Raw genomic sequence first — 17,839 nt, 5'->3', positions numbered from 1 at the left:
TTTCTCTCAGGTCGTCTTATGCTTGTCGGGTCTGACCAAGGCGCCTGCGCTTTTCTATTCACCCTTACCAAAGTTCATTCTTGCATAGCGTCCGCGAATGATTTCGTATACTGCATAGAGAATCAGTCCGAGGGCTGCAAGGCCAAGTAGTACCTGACCATATGCCTGGGAGGCGATTTCTCCGAGTGCACCATCCAGTCCTTTTGATTCGTCAGGGTTCGCAGACATTGCTGTTTGAATGAAGAAGAAGCCTACCATAGATAATACGACTCCGCGGGCAATCAGTCCGATTTTTCCGGATTTACGCGCCAGCTTTTTCTCACTTTCACTCATATCCTTTATGATCAGCTTGCTCATAAACTTCTCTTTATACCCTGTATATATGTTATAGAGACCAAATACAATAACACCTGCACCCAATATACCTACAAGCCACTGTCCGAAAGGCTGTCCAAGAAGCATCGCGGAAATGGTCTGCTCAGAATTCCCTCCTCCACTTCTTGCATTCATCGCAATCTGTATGGCAGACAGTGCAAGTCCGGCATAGATCACCCCACTGACTGCATAAGCGAGTCTTGTCGCAATTCCTTTTGCGTCATTTCCTTTACGCTGTGGATCAAATATGGCACGCACGATTTCCCACAGGACATAGAAGAATAACCCGATGCCAACAATCCAGAGCAGAATCTCTCCAAATGGCAGTGAGGCAACCTGCTGCATGGCACCCGATGTATCAGTCGTCTCCCCGCCCCCAACACCGAGCGCGGCAAGTAAGGCAAGAATACCAACAATTCCGTACACTGCTCCTTTAGACATATAACCAAATCTGCCCATCCGTCGGACCCATGGTTTCACCTCTTCTGAAGCTTCATTTGATTTCATTGTCAACTGACTCATAATGTTCCTCTCCTTCTATTCTTCTATCGTTTGTCCCTGAAGCTGACCAACACCGTTTTTCTTAATAATCGTATCTGACATTCTCAAATGTGAAGCTGCTTCATACAGCATCTGTGAACAATTTGATTGATCTGCCATCTCCTCTGTTTCGAGGTTATAACATTCTCCATTTTCCCGCTCACTGGTGAGGTCCGCTTTATAATAATAACCGTCATAAACAAATGATCCTTCTCTGAATACTGTTAGCCTTGGATCTTCACTCAGCAGAGAATGCCCCATCATATACCCTTTGTCCAATCCCAGTAAGGATAAAATGGTTGGCGCAATATCCACCTGACCGCCAGTCTGTTCTATCACGCTGCCCTCATCCATTCCCGGCAGCTTCATGAATAAAGGAACCTTTCTTCCAAGATTTAAGTAATCAACAGTCGTTTCTGCTTCAGCCATTTCAGCCATATCTCTCCCCGGCTCCTGCAGGCCGCTGTCATGATCACCATAAGCTACGACTAGTGCATCATCCCAGATCCCTTCATCTTTCAGCTTTTCAACCATTGAACCAAATGCCCGATCGACAAAATGAATATTATGATAGTAATTCTGAATAATTTCTTCTTCCAGACTATCAAGCTTCAGTTCTTTTTTATTTTCGGGAAAATCATATGGTGTATGGCTTGTTAATGCCACTAAAAATGCATAAAAAGGATCCTGCATTTCAAGCATGCGGTCGACTGAGGATAAAAAGAAATCTTCATCATTCAATGTCAGACCGATCACATCACCTTCAGGAAAATCCTCAATACTGTAAAAATGATCAAATCCGAAGTTTTCATATACTTCATCGCGGTTCCAGAATGTTCTTTCAAACGCATGAAAAGCCGCAGTTTCATAGCCTGCGGATTCCATCTTTTCAGGCAGTGAATCGTAAGAATGATCGGGATATCTTGTATAAACTGACCCCGCCTTCATTGGATAAAACGAAGTGTTCAGGATAAATTCAGCATCGGATGTTCTTCCCTGATGTGTCTGATGATAAAAGTTAGGAAAATACATGACTTCTTCTTTAAAATCATTTAGAAACGGTGTGATCTCCTGGCCATCAATTTCCTGATCAATCACTGAATGTTGAAATGATTCCAGCTGAATCACAATGACATTAGGCTTACCTTCAACAGGGGTCTCACCTGCTGATCCACGATTACTGTCAAAGAAACGCTGCATTTCGCTTAACTGAGAAGGGTTCAGCGTTTTTTCTTCAATGAATTGATCATCCAGTTCCCTTCCGATATCAAGTATGTGGTGACCAATCATCCCGAGCTTAAAGTAATTCCGCATATTACCTAATGAATCCTGTACGAGCCATTCATCCCGGTCAGCCGCATTCACTGCCAGCGGTGTAAAAAACAGCACAGTTCCTGACACAGCAGCGATTAAAGCCGCCTTCGATCTTCTTTTAGCCGGATAGTCAGAAAACGTTCTTTTTCTGTCCTTCAATAATAAAGCCGCCCATATAAATATATCTGCAAACAGCAGAAAATCTGCCGGATAAATCAAATCCTCAAGACCGCCGCCAACTGCACCCATCTGAGGGATCTGAATGATTAATGCGACGGATAAAAGGTCGGTGAAATAACGGTAGTACCATATATTAGACGCAATCAAAACCGTCATTAGTATACTCAGATAAAATAAAATCCATCTTCTGATACGTGGCGAAATCCACAGAGACCAAAATGAAATAAGTATAATTGCACCAAGACTGACAAAAAATAAATTCACACCAAAGTAAGTTCCTGTAGCAGGTCCTACGATGATCATTTTTACTAATAATACAAGTATAAAAACTAGATAGTCTCCATACATCAGCCATATCTTTTTCAATGTACGACCTCCCTTCTGTGTTATCCTTTACCCTCTGTAAAGTAGTTGTAACCTGCATGAAATATGGAATTTTACAGAAAAAAGCCGCTCAGATCTGAACGGCTTTTTTCATATATTTTATTACGCTAATTTAAACTGCTTCAGCAAATCGTTTAGCTGAACTGCTTCCTCCTTGAGAGAACGCGCACTACGGTTGACTTCCTCCATCGAAGCGCTAGACTGCTGGGAAGTGGCTGATACTTCTTCAATGCCGGCTGCAGATTCTTCTGATACAGAGGCAATGCTTTCAATAGACGAATTCATGACCTGTGTGGACTGAATGACTTCATTTATTGAGCCTGTCACACTTTCAACCTGATCGGATACACGGCCAATTGTGGATTTTAATTCACCGAATAGCTCGCTGGTATGGGAGATTTTTTCACCTTGGCTTCGGGATGTTTTTTTTCTGGAACCAATGATCCATAAAACCACTGCCTCCAAGCACGCCCGCTACAATCAGTGTAAAACCGGCAATCTGTCCCAAGTAGATCGGTTCACCTAAAAGAAGTGCGGCACCTGTAATTGAAAACAGTAAATTCAAATTGGTAAATACAGCCGATTCACTCGGTCCGATTAATCGAATTGCGTTATTGTAAATCATATGTCCTATACCTGTGGCGATAAAGGCTGAACTGAAAAAGATCATGTAGTGATATGCTTCACCCTGCATTAACGTCTGGTAACCACCCGGCTCTGTCAACAGACTGATTACAGCAAGCATAACCGCCCCAAACACCATCATCCAGCCAGTCAGGACAAACACGTTAAGGTCAGTTGAAATCTTTTTTATCAAAACAAAGCTGATTGCCTGCGTCACTGCAGCCATCAAAATGTACCAGTCACCGGGTGCTACCTGAATATCTCCACTGCTGCCTGCTGCCATGACGAGAAAAACACCTGCAAAGCCGATAATAATCCCAAAAAATTTCAGCAATGTCAGTCTTGCTCTTAGGAATACAACTGCTGCAATGGCAGTCAGAATCGGAATCAGACCGAGAATCAGACCGGTATTAACAGCAGTCGTCCCTTTTAGTCCGACTGATAAAAAATAATGATGGCCAACAATATTAAAAAGGCTGATCAACAGGATAACGCCTATATTTTTTACGCCTGGCATGACCGGCTGCTTTTGCAGTGCGATCACTGAAAGCACAACAGCACCGGCAGTCAGAATGCGCATTGAAGTCATTGCCACCGGGGAAAATTCGTCCACTAACACTTTCAGGGCAACTACATTCAGTCCCCATGCCACCATAATGGACACGAGCCATATATACGCATTGGATTGTGTCACAATTTCACCTGATTTCTTATAATTGATTACGTTTTTGAATTAGTTTTGGTATTAATGTTTTTGAGAGTGCCTCGGCTTCGAGCACACTATTGTAGTGTTCAACAGTCGGGGCAGATGAAAACAACAGCTCGTTCACATCCTGTACCGTCACCCCGGCCGGATCGCGTTCAAGCAATATCAACTTATCCCCCGGCTTTATGTACCCCTCTTTTAATACGCGGAAGTAAAAGCCTGTAAAGCCTGATTCCCTCATCCGGACAATCAGTTCAGGCTTATTGTATCTGGCGGCGATTTTAAAGCAGGGCTGTCTGGGTTCTGTAACCTCAATCACCGCTTCTCCAAATTCAAACCTGTCACCGATATGCGTGTTGCGTTCATGTATCCCTTCAGTGGTAATATTCTCTCCAAAAAGCGCAGCCCCATCATGTATCTCCATCCACCCATCCCAAAACGGGTAATGGTCATGCGGATATAAACAAAGCGCTTTTTCAGTTCCGCCGTGGTGTTCAGGCGTCTGCTCGTCTTCAGCAAGACCTGTATAAGTTAAAAACATTTCTTTTTGGATCGGCTGCTTTAAGAGCGCACTCGGAAATGTTTTTCGTCCAAATGTCAGTTCCTTAATTTTAGCAGTATGGATCGCACGTACATTGTAAGTAGCCATTGCTTCCTCCCCATGTGTAGCAAATATATATAGTATACCCCACTTTTAGATTGAACTGAAAATGAACAGGGTAGAGATAGAGTAAATCAAACATTCAGGAGTGATTAATATGGATACATATCACCTTATTATTAATGGTCAGGAAGCCGGACAGGATCTCGAAACAATTGATGTAATCAACCCGGCAACGACTGAAGCCATTGCAACTGTCCCTAAAGGCGGAACTGAAGAGGCTAAAAAGGCAGTAGATGCAGCACATCATGCATTTAAAGACTGGTCACAACGCAACACGTACGAACGCAGTGCGCTATTAATGAAGTGGGCTGATTTAATCGATGAACATACAGATGAACTGGCCCGCTTAATGACCATTGAACAGGGCAAACCGCTGAAGGAAGCTGCAGGAGAAATCTCGTATGCGAACGGATTTATTAAATGGTTTGCAGAAGAAGGAAAGCGCGTATACGGTGAAACGATTCCATCTTCAAAAGGTGACAGACGACTATTCGTTCATAAGCAGCCTGTCGGCGTTACAGCTGTCATTACGCCATGGAATTTCCCGGCAGCGATGATTACTCGAAAAGTAGCACCGGCACTCGCTACAGGCTGTACTGCTGTAATTAAACCTGCTACCGCCACACCGCTGACAGCATTCCGTCTTGTGCAGCTGGCGAAAGAAGCAGGGATTCCGGATGGCGTATTAAATGTCGTAACAGGAAAGTCATCAGATATCAGTGAAGCATGGCTTAAGGATACACGTGTCAGAAAGCTGACATTTACAGGATCAACTGAAGTTGGTAAAACACTCATGAAAGGCGCAGCAGATACAATGAAGAAAATCTCGCTGGAGCTCGGCGGTCACGCACCTACCATCGTCATGGATGATGCTAACCTTGAAAAAGCAGTAGACGGCGTCATTGCGACGAAATTCAGAAACGCAGGTCAGACATGCGTCTCCGCAAACCGGATCTATGTGCACGAGAAGATTGCCGGCGCATTCACAAAACGTTTTACTGAAAAAGTTGAAGCAATGCGACTTGGAGACGGGCTTGAAGAAGGCGTGGACCTTGGACCGCTGATTGACGAGGATGCAGTTGAAAAGGTGCAAAAGCATATTGAAGATGCGAAAGAAAAAGGCGCATCAGTTGAAACCGGCGGAGAGCTGCGCGACGGACTGTTCTTCAAACAGACTGTATTATCCGGTGTGACAGACGACATGCTGTGTATGAAGGAAGAAACCTTTGGACCGGTTGCACCGATCACGACTTTTAAAACGGAAGATGAAGCGATAGAGCGCGCGAATGATTCTATTTACGGGCTTGCAGCCTATGTGTTCACTGAAAATATTTCAAAGGGAATTCGAATCAGTGAACAGCTTGAATTTGGGATTGTCGGTTTAAATGATGGTCTGCCTTCTGCTCCGGAAGCACCGTTTGGCGGGTTTAAGCAGAGCGGGCTTGGTCGTGAGGGTGGTCATCAGGGCATTGAGGAGTTTCTTGAGACGAAGTTCATTTCAGTTGGGATGGATGAATAGAAGATTTTAAAGGTGGGGCGAATTTCGCCTCACCTTTTTAAATAGATAAATCCTTCTTAAAATACAACAGTTCTTTTTCAATATAAAACCCCGCCCGCTGGTAAAGTCTGATGGCGGTTTGGTTGGATTTGCTGACGCAGAGGCTGATTTCTTTTACCTGCTGTTCTTCAAACAGCTTTTGCATAGCGGTTCTGAGCAGTGTGTAGCCAGCTCCTTTTCCTCTCGCAGCTTCATTTACTGCCAGGTATTCCACTGATGCTTCACCAAATTCAGGATCTGACTCAGCATAAATATAGCCGATCAACTGTCCGGCATCGAGTGCTGCGAGTAATGGGCGATTTGGATTGGTTCTTTTCAGGATGGTTTCTGCGTCATAGTATGTCTCCGGGAACACCTGATTGTGCAGGCTCTCGAACTCATTGAACTCCTGATCTGATAATGTTTTGATCTGAATTGATCCTTCATTTTTTTCAGGCGTGAACCTGCTGGCCTTTAATATGACTTCTTCCCCTTTTAGCTCAGCACCGAGACTTCGCATCCATTCGATTGCCCGGATATTTTCATGACCGTAAAAGCCATAAAGTACTGTCTCTGCAGGGATCATATTCATCAGACGGTTTGCTCTTTGTGACCAGTCAGGCGCGCTGCTATCAATAAACGGCCCCCACATTTCACCCGCTCCATCCTCATAATCAAGTATTAAAAGGTCCTCTCCTGACCAGTAAATATGTTCTTCTGCAATTTCTTCATTCATTGTCTTTTCAATTTCTTCTGCTTCCGTTCCGCAATACCCGACGTATTGAGAAGCTTCTTTATTCGCTGCAGCAATTTTTTTTGCTGCCTGTTCAGCTGTCTTCATCATTCATTTCCTCCCAGCATGGATGACAGTAAAGGTCCTTCTCATGATAAATTCCATCCAGGAAGCCATCCGCACAATACACCGTTTTTCCACATCTAGTACACTTTCCGACTATTTCACGCATGCTCTCACCCCTCCCTTATATCTTCCATTTACCTGCTGTGATTTCCTGCAAAGATTGAAAAAAGGACTGTCGTGTGGTGACAGTCCTTTTATTCAGCGGGCTCCAGCAATCCCATCGTCAGGCACAGGTCCAGCGCCAGACGCTTTGTGCCTTTGGAAAATTTAATTTCAAGACCATCCTCTGAGAACCCTTCGATACGCCCTGTACCAAATACACGGTGCTTTACTTTCCGACCGACTTCCAGGTCAGATACTCTTCTTAAAGCATTCGGATTTTGCGGAATTCTGCTCTCATCCACCTGCTGTTGTTCAGTCGGATTAATAATTTTGTTGACTCTCAGCAAAAATGGTGAGGGATTCGTTTTACTGCCTGCTCTGTTTCTGTAGGAAAGCAGCTCAAGCTCCTTTTCAGCCCGCGTCATACCAACGTAAAACAGGCGAGCAGCCTCTTCCATCGGATCCTTATTCCCCTTTTCCTGTTCCTTCACATCATTTTTAGACGGAATCACATCAGCAATCAGATCCAGCATATACACTTTTTTGAACTCCAAACCTTTAGAGCTGTGGAGCGTTGAAAGTGTAACGGCATTTTCGTGTTTATTAAACTTCGATGTTTTCAGCAATGATTCCAGCTGCTTCAGGCGATTTGCAAAAGCAACCATGCCTGTTTCCTTTTGTGAAATCTGTTCAAGTGTTGAAAGCACATCATGTAAATACTCGATCGAAAAGCCAAGGTTTTCACTCATTTTTTCAAGCGCACGGTCATAGCCTGCCTGCTCTCTGATCAGACGAATCACTCGGTAAGGTTCCCCGCCTTCCATTCTTTCAAAAGCCCGCTTCAGTCCATTAATCTGTTTTCGCTGATAATCTTTGAGCGAGCTGAGGTTGAGCAGGCGGTCAAACACACTGCCTTCCTCCGGCTGTTTTTTCAGCTCAAACAGCTGCTGTCTCGTCACATAGCCCAGGCACTTCATTGAGATTTTCTCAAAAAGGTCCGTACGGCTGTTGTTAAATGTAAGGCGCATAAAATTAAGGATATCCTCTACAATCCAGTGGCTGAAAAACCGTACATCTGAATCCTTCATATAAAATGGGATCCGCGCACGCTCGAGCTCATTCATAATCAGAATAGATGAACTGTTCGTTCTGTATAACACAGCTGCATCCCTGTAATCATCAAGCTTTGAAAGCTCCTGCGCTAAGTATGCTGCCTGATCTTCATAGTCAGGGAACACCTTAATACTGACAGGTTCACCTTCTGCGTTTTCAGTAAACATGTTCTTTTCATAACGGTTTTTATTCCGTTTAATAAATTCGTTTGCTGCGTTTACGATTTCAGGCGTTGAACGGTAATTCTGCTCCATCATCAGAATTTCAGCTTTAGGATAAACCTTTTTAAAATCAAGCAAATACTGCGGTTCTGCTGCCCGCCACGTATAGATCGACTGGTCGTCATCCGCTACGACACACAGATTCTGATGAGGCTCAACCAGCTTTTCAACGATCGCATGCTGAACGAGTGACGTATCCTGACTCTCATCTGTCAGCAGGTGATCATACCGCTGCTGATACTTTTTCAAAAGCTTTCGATCATTTTCAAAAGCTTCAAGCGCAAGTGTAAGCATATCATCATAATCAAGCAGCAGCTTCCCAGGATCTTTCCGTTTGATTTCTTCATATTCGGCTGCAATCTGTTCAGCGTTTGTCACTTCACACAAAACTGAGCTCCACTTTTTTCTCGGAAGCAGCTTGTTTTTAATCAGGCTGATATAATTGGACATTTCCTCAAGCTGATCATCTGTCATCGCTTCCTTATTAAAACGCTGGAACAATGTGCGCAGCAGCAGCTTTTTATTCGCTGTATAATCTGATGGATCTTCAACCGGCCCCTCAATCAGCTGCCAGGCTTTATGTTCTTTTCTGAGGTAATCACGCACTACTGCAAAGGCAAGGCTGTGAATCGTTGAAAAATCCACTTCCGGCAACGTGGGAAACATTCTTTTGTAGCGCTGCTTCATGTCATCGGCAGCCGCTTTACTGAATGTTACACCTTTAATCCGCGCAGGATCTATTCCGCGTTCTTCAATGAGATGACCGATCCGCATCATAATGGTGGTGGTCTTACCTGACCCCGGTGAGGCAAGCAGAAGAAGCGGACCGTTCCCATGGAGAACAGCCTGCTTTTGCACTTCATTCAGATTGACGCCAATCTCACGCTTTTTTCTAGTAAAATAATCTGCCATGTCTGTTCGTCTCCTGTAAACTATTCTACGGTTATCGTACCATTGATTTTGCATTTTGAGCAGGGGGAGTTGGTCATGTTGAGCCTGGTTCAGATGAGGATATGTCATTCATTTGGCGGTATTGCTACATCCCGGCGGCAAATTGAGACAACTTCCCGGGTGGATCAGGGCAACTCCGGGCCGGATTACTACATCTCGAGCAAAAACACCGACATCCGCCCTTGCCCTGCACCACACGATCTAAAAAGAAAAACCGCCTCATCGGCGGCTTTCTACACTAAAATTTCCTGTTCAATTTTCTTCATTTCATAAAACATACCGCGGGCAGCCATTAATTCTTCGTATGACCCTTTTTCAGTGATTCGCCCGCCGTCCATCACAATAATCTGGTCCATTTTCTCGAGACCATTCAGCTGGTGGCTGATCAGGCAAACTGTCGCGTCTTCTGTGCGCTCTTCAAGGTAACGCATGATCTCAGCGGACGTCACATTGTCAATGGAGCTGAGCGGCTCATCAAACAGCCATAAACTGCGTTTTCTGAGCAGTGCCCGTGCAATCGCCAGACGCTGACGTTCTCCGCCCGACAGGTTCTCCCCTTTTTCGAGTACAGGGTCATCAAGTGTGAACCTTGAAAGTTTAACCTTTTCAAGCACCCACAGCATTTCTTCATCCGTCAGCCCTTCTCTTGCGATGTGAAGGTTATCTCTGATCGTTCCGAAGAAAAAGTGATTTTCCTGCATGACAACATTTGCTTTTTCCCAGATGTCTTCAGATTTAATATGACGGATTGGCCGGTCCTGGAGCGTAATGTCGCCGTCATTCGTTCTGAGTACGCCGAGCAGGAGCTGGAAGATCGTTGACTTACCGGAGCCGCTTGCCCCGACGATCGCTGTTTTTGAACCCGCTTTTATCTCAAAGGAAGTTTCATCAACTGCCGGCCTTTCCTCTCCTTCATGCGTATAGGAAACTGATTGGAAGGAGATCGCCGGCGCTTCATCCGTGAGTGTTTCATACGGTTCTGATGCAGTGACAGGTTCCATATCTGTTACTTCATTTAAACGTGACGAAGCTTTTCTGCTGTCTTCTAAATGCGGTGGCAGCACAGCCATTGGTGCTGCATTTTCAAAAATATTCAGCGACAGCATGACAAGCATTGCAAGGAATACCCCATCAAGCTGCTCCTGCTGCACGAGATAGACACCTGCAGCAAGTACAACCCATGAGATTAACAGTCCTGCTGCCTGATTGACAGACTGGTTAAACATACTCTGACTGCTGCTTTTCTCCTGATTCGCGATATAGGCAGCTGATGATTTGTGAAGTGATGCGCCCTTTTCGTCAAGCTGCTGATAAATCTTTAAATCCCTGAAACCGTAAAGTACTTCAGCTGTATCCGTTGAAAGTGCAGCACGCGATTCTCTCACTTTCTCTTCAATCTTCTGTCTGCGCATTGCAAATGCTGCCGGAATCAAAAGTCCTGTTAACAGTAGTCCTGCTGCAAAGATCAACGGGAACCAGAATGAATAAAAAGTGGTGAAAAGCATGGCACTTAAGAATACAAAGATCAATACAATCGGCGGGTAATAGACGCGTAAAAAGAAGTTCTGCAGACTTTCTACGTCACCTGTAATCCTCGCCAGTAAATCACCGCTTCTGAATTTCTGAAAAATACCGGGGGCCAGCGGTTCAAGCTTTTCAAAAAAGCGGACGCGGATTCCGGCCAGAATGTTAAATGTCGCACGGTGAGAAACCATCCGTTCACCATACTTCGATCCGGCCTTCACCAGACCAAACACCTTAATAAAAGCAATCAGTAAAGTGAGCGTATAGACCGGGGGCATCAATGCAGCTTCAGAAATTAAAAACCCACTCGCTGCAAAAAGACCCGCTGCCGTCACCCCGCCCACATAACCGAACAGAACGGAGTACCAGACATTTTTCTTTTCAGCTGCAATTTGCCTTAATACAATACTAAGCTCACGCATCTGTGCCACCTCCCTGTACCATTTCCTGATAGGCAGGCTCTGATAATAATTCGCGATGCTGTCCCTTTACTTTAAGCTGCCCGTCTTCGAGCATCAGAATCTGGTCAGCATTTCTGATCGTATAGAGTCTGTGGGCAACGGTGATCACTGTTGCACCCTTTGACAGCTTTTCCATAGAAGCAGTCAAAATCTGCTCTGTTTTCAAATCAAGGCCTGTTGTCGGTTCATCAAATAGAATGACTGAAGGCTGTTTAAGGAACGCTCTCGCAAGTGCAAGACGCTGCTTCTCTCCGCCTGAAAGTCCTCTTCCGCCTTCTCCAACCGGTGTATCAAGTCCTTTTTGGAGCGCTTCGATCAGCGGCGTTAAGCCTGCTTTTTCAGCAGCAGCTTCTATCTCTGACCGCGTTGCCTCTTTTTTACTGCCGATTGCAATATTATCAGCGAGCGTTCCTGAGAAAATAAACGGCTGCTGTGAAATGTAGCTGAGCTGATCAAACCAGCTTTCTTCCTCATAATCGGAAAGATCTTTCCCATTTATTTTGACGGCTCCTGATGTTGGTGCAATCAGCCCGCTGAGCAGATTCAGTGCGGTGGACTTTCCTGACCCGCTTTTTCCGATCAGCGCAATGTTTTCATAAGGTTTAATATCGGCCTGCAATGGTCCGAGGCCAAACCCTTCCTTGCTGTATTGAAAAACAGTCTGGTCAAATTGAATGTGCGGCGGCTGCGTGTTTGACAGCTTTTCGCTGCCCCAGTTCACACGGTCTTCTTCCTTTGACAGCTCTTCATCAATCAATTTAGCAGCACCGATACTGCCGCGTCCTGTGTGAAATGCATTTCCAAGCTCTCTGATCGCTACGTAAAATTCGGGTGCCAACACAAGCATGAAAAATGCTGTGAAAAATGTGACACTCTCAAAGTAAATCAGTCTCAGTCCAAGTTCGAGTGCGACAAGCCCCACACCAAGCATTGAAATATATTCAAGTGCAAGAGACGAGATAAAGGCAATCTTCAGCACTTCAAGCGTTGCATCCCTGAACTTCAGACTGCTGTCTTCGATTGTATCCCGCTGCTTTTTCGCTTGTCCAAACAGCTTCAATGTTGTCAGCCCCTGAAGCGTATCAAGGAATGTCCCTGAAAAGGCTGAGAGCTGCTCAAGCTGCTCCTCAGACTTCTTTTGCGTTTTAATTCCGATGATGATAAAAAACAATGGAATAAATGGCGCTGACACGAGTAACACTGTTCCGGTAATCCAGTCCTGCCAAAACGCTGTGATAATAATCATCAGCGGAATAAATGCCGTTAAAGTGAGCTGCGGTATATACTTACTGAAATAACTGTCGACCTCATCGACTGCGTCCATCAGCACACTGACTTTGCGTCCAGACTGTCCCTGAAGTGAAGCCTGCACCGGGTTTCCGGCATACTTTTCAAGCAGCTTTTCACGGATTGTCTGCTTGACCTTTGCAGCAAGCCATGCGCCTGTACGACCGCTTGCATAAGTCAGCATGGCACGTGCAATGAGTGAAGCGGCAAGCCAGCCGAAAAGCGGCGCAACGTCAGTAAGGGCTGCCCCTTTTAAAAATACTTCGTCTACAATTCTGACGATAAAGTAGGCTTGTGCTATGATACTAGTTCCTGTCAAAAGGGCGATCAGGACCATCAGCAGTTGTGTGCCTCTATATTGCTTCGCATATTGCGAAAGTTGATTCATAGATCAAATCTCTCCGATCATTAATTATTGACGATATTGTGAATTATTTCACATATAGATTTATTTTTATTATATATGATTATACGTGATTTTTCATGTGTTAGGATTGTTTGAGCACATTTGTATGTAGGAATTGATGATGGTGATAGTAACCGGTTCGCTGCGCTTCAGGCGGACGCTTTCCGTGGGGACGGCGGTGAGCCTCCTCAGGCTTCGCCTTGCGGGGTCTCACCTGTCCGTCTACTCCCACTGGAGTCGCCGCCTTACGCTTCGCTCACCTCTGAAGTGAACAATACAATACTATTTCTTTTACACTGGAACAAATGATATTACTTAAACCAGCCCTTCTCTCTGAAGCGGGAGATGGCTTCGATTCGGTTTGAGACTTCCAGCTTGTCTAGTATGACTGAGATATAGTTTCGGACGGTGCCGTTCGTGATATAGAGTGTACCTGCGATTTCCTTCGTTGTTTTTCCTTCTGCGATGAGTTCCATAACTTCGCGTTCGCGCTCTGTCAGCGGATTGGCTTCTGTTAATGCCATATCAACGAGTTCAGGGGCGTAGATTCTGCGCCCGTCCATAATGGTACGGATCGAACGCGCCAGTTCCTCACTTGGGCTGTCTTTCAGCAAATAGCCACTAACACCTGCATTCCTGGCTCTTTCAAAATAGCCCGGTCTTGCAAAGGTTGTCAGGATAATGATTTTACAAGGTTCATCTTTTAGTTCTTCAGCTGCATCAAGACCTGTTTTCAGTGGCATTTCAATATCCATAACACAAATGTCCGGCTTCAGTGACTTGACCACTTCAACGGCTTCTTCACCGTTTTTTGCTTTTCCGATCACTTCAATATCCTCTTCAAGATCAAGCAGGGAGCCAAGCGCTCCTAGCAGCATTGTCTGATCTTCAGCTAACACAATTTTTATCATAGCGCTTCCTCCTTAGACACCTGCTTCAGGATCGTCGGCACACAAATCGTAATGGTTGTACCGAGTCCGCTTTCTACATCAAGCGTTCCATTTACAAACTCCAGGCGCTCTCTCATGCCCCTTAGCCCGTTTCCTTCTATTGAACGGTCGAGCGTAAAGCCCTTCCCATTATCTTCAACAGTCACTTTTAATTCTTTAGGAAGCTGTTCAATCATGACTTTACAACGCGTGGCGCTGCTGTGCTTTACAACGTTGGTTACAGCTTCTTTCAAACACATGCTCACTACATTTTCCACTAAAAGCGGTACATTCTCAAGCACCGGATTACCTTTTACTTCAGGTTTAATCTGTGCCACGTGAAGCAGTTCACGGATATGGGTAACCTCTTCATCAAGCTTCGTTCCGCGCATATCTGATACCAGCTCACGCACTTCTTTTAGTGCAGTCCGCGCTGTCTGATTGATATCGTTCAGCTCACTTTTAGCACCTTCAGGATTTGCCGTAATTAACTTGGCAGCGAGATCACTCTTCAGACCGATCAGCGAGAGCTTCTGCCCAAGCGTGTCATGCAGATCTCTGGCAATCCGCTGACGTTCTTCCATGACCATCAGATCTGAAATCCGCTTTTGTGCATATTCAAGCTGCCCTTCAAGCTTCTCTCTTTTCATTCTGTTGTAAGAATTAAGCGGCAGCAAAATCACACCAATCACACTGATCAGTACGAATGGAAACTGCGTGAAAAACAGCTGATCCTGCGTAAAGAATGCAATGTTGACGGTGATCACTGTAGAACCGACAAGAATGCCATACAGTGTGAAAAATCCTACTTTATGCTGGACGCTTGCGATCATAAATGACAGGAAAATCGCAAAGTACACGAATCCAAACAGAATCGTCATCGCAATACTGATCGCAATCGCAATCCCCACCCAGACGTAGTTCACCCAGCCCTTTGTTAAATAAGTGAGGCGGTAAGCTGCAAAAAACACCAGAATCATCGCGACGCCGGCTGAAATTTCCACCCAGCCGGACGACCTGAAAATAAAATAAAAAGGCAGCATACAAAAGATAATCCAAATATATATATTCAAGCCTGTATTTTGCGGGAAAATATTATACCATTTCTGCACAAGCATTCCGCCTTTCTCTCGATTTTAGTATAGCACGGATGAAAGCCAGATCAGAAGAAACGTCTGCGCCCGCACAATTGAAAAAACGCCCGAAAGGTCATAAACCCTCCAGGCGCTTCAATTTAAGATCTCGTCTGCATGCGGCGAAGTTCAATCGACATTTTTTCTTTTTTAATCTGTCTCTTCACTTCGCTGAAGCTGACAAATGTTTTACGTGATTCATCATACAGTCGGAATTTAATTGATTCCAAACTTGAACGCATTGTAATCGTGGTCGCCTGATGAAGCGGCGGTGTTGATTCATGCGCTTTTTCAAGATGATAGTTCGGTACTCTCGGGCTTAAATGGTGTACGTGATGATAACCAATATTACCAGTCACCCACTGAAGCACACGTGGCAGCTTGTAAAAAGAGCTTCCGTCTACAGCAGCCTTCACATAATCCCATTCAGATTCATCCTCGAAATAAGAATCCTCGAACTGGTGCTGTACATAAAACAGCCAGATCCCAAGGAACCCTGAGATAAACATGATTGGACCATGTACAAGAAGGAAGGCTTCCCAGCCAAGCCATAAAATCATACCCGTGTATAAAACAACAATTGACGCATTGGTAATATATGTGTTCTTACGCTCTTTTTTACGCGCATCTTTTCTATTCATACGGTTTGTCACAAGGAACAGATAAATCGGTCCGAGTCCAAACATCACAAGCGGGTTACGATACATTCTGTAAGAAAGACGCTCTTTCCGTGAAGCTTTTTTATACTCTTCCACTGTCATAATCCAGATATCGCCAGTTCCGCGCTTATCAAGATTACCACTTGTCGCATGGTGAATCGAATGCTCACGCTTCCACTTTTCATACGGGAACATCGTCACAATCCCGGATAATGTCCCAACAAGGTTATTCAGTTTTTTATTTTTGAAAAATGATCCGTGACAGCAATCATGGAAAATAATAAAGATTCGCACGACAAACCCTGCCGCAACAATGCCAAGACCTAATGTTAAGAAGTAAGAAATCTCAAGACTCTGGTACGCCAGAAACCATAAAATAAAAAATGGCGGTATCGTGTTAATCATTTGTCTAATACTTGCTTTCATATCTGCTTTTTCGTAAGGAGAGACACTTTTACGCAGCTCTGCTGTTTTTTGTTTACTCATGTTTTCCTCCTTTTGTAACTCTTATGACCTCATCATAAAGCTTTCCCCGAAACAAAATAAGTCATGAGTGTAAGGAATAACATATGACACTTGTCATATATCGAAAAGCGGAAGCGCCTTGAACAGACCCGACAAGCATAAGACGCGGAAATATACCAACACAGCAAATTTCTCCAGCTAATTGCTACAAGCTGGCATGTGATTGCTACCACTACCCTGGTGTATCGCAACAACACCGGTGAAGATTGCTACAACTTGAGCACGTGATTGCTGCAACTCCCTATGTGTATCATGAAAACTCCGAACAAAACTCCTACATCTCTACTAAAAACAGCGACATCCTCCCAACCCCTAACATCGCAAACCTAAAGCAAAAAACACGCTTGAATTCACCTCAATTGCATATACTACTTCCGAGGTGAGCCATATGAAGACTTTTTTAGCTGCTGCGTTTAGCTTCTTGCTATTTTATTCAACAGCAATGGCTGAGGAAAACCGGCAGACACTTTTAAACGAACGTTTGACTTATTACACTGCCTATCATCACCAGGGCGTGCCGTGGTATTATCTTGCAGCGATTGATCAGTTTGAGCGGAATATTCAGCCGCTCCGACAGGACATTGAGAAAAAAGAGGGTCCGCTTGCTCTTACCATCCCTGAGGATCGGTGGTTCGGTCCGCTTCATCCCGATCAATCAAATCTGTCACCCTATTTCATCGGGTTTTTTGGAGGAATCGGACAGGATGCAAACGGGGACGGCAAGGCTGACCCGAACGACCCAGAGGATATTTTCGGATCATTAGCAGATTATATTAACAGCTATGGTTCTTTTAAGGATGCTTTAAATGCTTACTATGAAAGAAAAGAATCCGTCAGTCAGATCATGACCATCGCTGAGCTATATCAGCAATTTAACACGCTCGACCTTTACACCCATGTGTTTCCGCTGCAAAAAGATTATTTATACAGCTACAGATCTACCTGGGGTGGCAAAAGGGGCTGGGGTGGACGGAGAATGCACGAAGGAACTGATATTTTTGCAGGCTACGGAACGCCTGTGTTAGCCACGACTTACGGAAAGATTGAAGCGCTCGGATGGAACGATTATGGAGGATGGCGGATTGGACTTAGAGACATTCACAACGTTTATCACTATTACGCTCACCTCTCCAGCTTTAAAAAAGGGCTGAAGCAGGGTGACATTGTAAAGGCCGGTGACCTGATTGGCTACGTCGGAAGCTCCGGTTATGGAAAAGAAGGAACGAGTGGCAAATTCCCTCCGCATCTGCATTACGGATTGTATATTGATAATGGAAAAAATCAATGGGCATACGATCCAACTCCTTCTCTTAGAAAATGGGAATCAAGCTGACCTGCACATTAC

At 44.7% G+C, this 17,839-nt stretch carries 14 protein-coding genes; 2 read left to right on the top strand and 12 right to left on the bottom strand.

What is annotated here, in order from left to right:
- Positions 1–54 precede the first annotated feature (54 nt).
- From LG330_RS03085 to LG330_RS03065, 5 genes are all read right to left on the bottom strand, one after another.
- Positions 55–897, bottom strand: coding sequence for a DUF1206 domain-containing protein (locus LG330_RS03085; RefSeq protein ID WP_404407281.1), 843 nt, complete (start codon positions 895–897; stop codon positions 55–57).
- Positions 898–912: 15 nt separating this feature from the next.
- Positions 913–2,775 carry an LTA synthase family protein gene (locus tag LG330_RS03080; protein WP_404407279.1) on the bottom strand — a complete coding sequence of 621 codons (1,863 nt, stop codon included), beginning with the start codon at positions 2,773–2,775 and terminating at the stop codon, positions 913–915.
- 120 nt (positions 2,776–2,895) lie between these two features.
- On the bottom strand, positions 2,896–3,120 hold the full coding sequence (locus tag LG330_RS03075; RefSeq protein WP_404407277.1) for a hypothetical protein: 225 nt from the start codon (positions 3,118–3,120) through the stop codon (positions 2,896–2,898).
- 76 nt (positions 3,121–3,196) lie between these two features.
- Entirely contained in the window at positions 3,197–4,111 is a 915-nt protein-coding gene (locus LG330_RS03070) for a DMT family transporter (protein WP_404407275.1), read from the bottom strand.
- Positions 4,112–4,127: 16 nt separating this feature from the next.
- The gene (locus LG330_RS03065) at positions 4,128–4,772 is read right to left on the bottom strand and encodes an MOSC domain-containing protein (RefSeq protein WP_404407274.1); all 645 of its coding nucleotides are present in this window, start codon (positions 4,770–4,772) and stop codon (positions 4,128–4,130) included.
- Between the two features lie 109 nt (positions 4,773–4,881).
- On the opposite strand from LG330_RS03065, the gene LG330_RS03060 reads away from it, so the two are divergent.
- On the top strand, positions 4,882–6,306 hold the full coding sequence (locus LG330_RS03060) for an NAD-dependent succinate-semialdehyde dehydrogenase (RefSeq protein ID WP_404407272.1): 1,425 nt from the start codon (positions 4,882–4,884) through the stop codon (positions 6,304–6,306).
- Between the two features lie 37 nt (positions 6,307–6,343).
- Here the strand turns inward: LG330_RS03060 and LG330_RS03055 are convergent, their stop codons facing one another.
- The 7 genes from LG330_RS03055 to LG330_RS03025 form a co-directional block, all read right to left on the bottom strand.
- Complete coding sequence (locus LG330_RS03055) at positions 6,344–7,168, bottom strand: GNAT family N-acetyltransferase (RefSeq protein ID WP_404407270.1); 825 nt, start codon at positions 7,166–7,168, stop codon at positions 6,344–6,346.
- A gap of 209 nt (positions 7,169–7,377) precedes the next feature.
- Positions 7,378–9,531, bottom strand: coding sequence for an ATP-dependent helicase (locus tag LG330_RS03050; protein ID WP_404407268.1), 2,154 nt, complete (start codon positions 9,529–9,531; stop codon positions 7,378–7,380).
- Between the two features lie 272 nt (positions 9,532–9,803).
- Positions 9,804–11,516, bottom strand: a complete 1,713-nt coding sequence (cydC, locus tag LG330_RS03045) for a thiol reductant ABC exporter subunit CydC (protein WP_404407266.1) — start codon at positions 11,514–11,516, stop codon at positions 9,804–9,806.
- Positions 11,509–13,230 carry a thiol reductant ABC exporter subunit CydD gene (gene cydD / locus LG330_RS03040; RefSeq protein WP_404407264.1) on the bottom strand — a complete coding sequence of 574 codons (1,722 nt, stop codon included), beginning with the start codon at positions 13,228–13,230 and terminating at the stop codon, positions 11,509–11,511. Before cydD ends, cydC begins: the two co-directional genes overlap by 8 nt.
- Before the next feature lie 329 nt (positions 13,231–13,559).
- Positions 13,560–14,159: a response regulator gene (locus LG330_RS03035; protein ID WP_404407262.1), complete on the bottom strand. Its 600-nt coding sequence runs from the start codon at positions 14,157–14,159 to the stop codon at positions 13,560–13,562.
- Complete coding sequence (locus LG330_RS03030) at positions 14,156–15,289, bottom strand: sensor histidine kinase (protein ID WP_404407260.1); 1,134 nt, start codon at positions 15,287–15,289, stop codon at positions 14,156–14,158. The genes LG330_RS03035 and LG330_RS03030 overlap by 4 nt, the downstream gene beginning before the upstream one ends.
- Before the next feature lie 122 nt (positions 15,290–15,411).
- Positions 15,412–16,455 carry a fatty acid desaturase gene (locus LG330_RS03025; protein WP_404407258.1) on the bottom strand — a complete coding sequence of 348 codons (1,044 nt, stop codon included), beginning with the start codon at positions 16,453–16,455 and terminating at the stop codon, positions 15,412–15,414.
- A gap of 427 nt (positions 16,456–16,882) precedes the next feature.
- Between LG330_RS03025 and LG330_RS03020 the strand changes: the two genes are divergently transcribed.
- Complete coding sequence (locus LG330_RS03020) at positions 16,883–17,827, top strand: M23 family metallopeptidase (protein WP_404407257.1); 945 nt, start codon at positions 16,883–16,885, stop codon at positions 17,825–17,827.
- Positions 17,828–17,839: the final 12 nt, after the last annotated feature.

Source organism: Jeotgalibacillus malaysiensis (assembly GCF_044789845.1).
GTDB classification, from domain to species: domain Bacteria; phylum Bacillota; class Bacilli; order Bacillales; family Jeotgalibacillaceae; genus Jeotgalibacillus; species Jeotgalibacillus malaysiensis_A.
Note: the sequence above shows the minus strand (reverse complement) of the source record. Positions and strands in the feature narration are given on the sequence as shown.